Source organism: Polaromonas sp. P3_C2 (assembly GCF_056402675.1).
The window spans coordinates 1-654 of the sequence record NZ_JBFUGX010001200.1 but is presented as its reverse complement, the minus strand read 5'-3'; the positions used below and the strand labels follow the sequence as shown (position 1 = coordinate 654).

1 pseudogene is annotated in these 654 nt (G+C 61.3%); it reads right to left on the bottom strand.

What is annotated here, in order from left to right:
* A pseudogene (locus tag AC1DWI_RS25575) lies at nt 1–654 on the bottom strand (hypothetical protein); the annotation flags it as partial.

Sequence of the window (654 nt, the reverse complement as noted above, 5' to 3'; positions counted from 1 at the left end):
GCCGTATCCCAGCGCCAAGCGACGGCTTCGTCACTCTGCCGCGTGATGATTCGTGGCGCACCCAGCTGATCGGTTGAGACGTTGTACAGGCTGATGGCAATGTCGCTTCCTGCTGCCGTCCCCGTCTGCTTGATCACCCCGACCGGGCTGCCCATATAGATGGTTTCATACTGAGGAACGCCATTGGCATCGTACTCACCTAGCAGCTTGCCTCCTTCGTCATAAACGTAGTAAGCCGCACCGGTAGGTACCAGRGCCGTCGGSCYCGTCTTGCTCATCCTCAGCTCCAGCGCGCTGTAGCTGTAGTTCACAGTGCCACCGGCGTTCGTCATCGTCGCCAGCCTCCCGCGGTCGCTGTAGGTGTAGCTGTTGGTCCCATCACTCGTGATGTTGCCGGCCGCATCATGCACCACGGTGGCGACGCCGGTGCTGTCCTGCGTCTGGTTCAGCCGGTTGCTGGTGCTGGCAATGGTGTTGGGGTAGCTCGTGCCGCCAACGACTTTGGCCGTGCGGTTGCCCGTGGCGTCATAGCTGTACTGGATCGCACTGCTGCCCAAGGTGGCGCTGATCAGTCGGTTCAGGTTGTCATAACCAAAGCTCTGGTCCAGTGCGGGCACCGGGACTCCGTTGCTGGTGTGGGTGTAGCCGGTGATG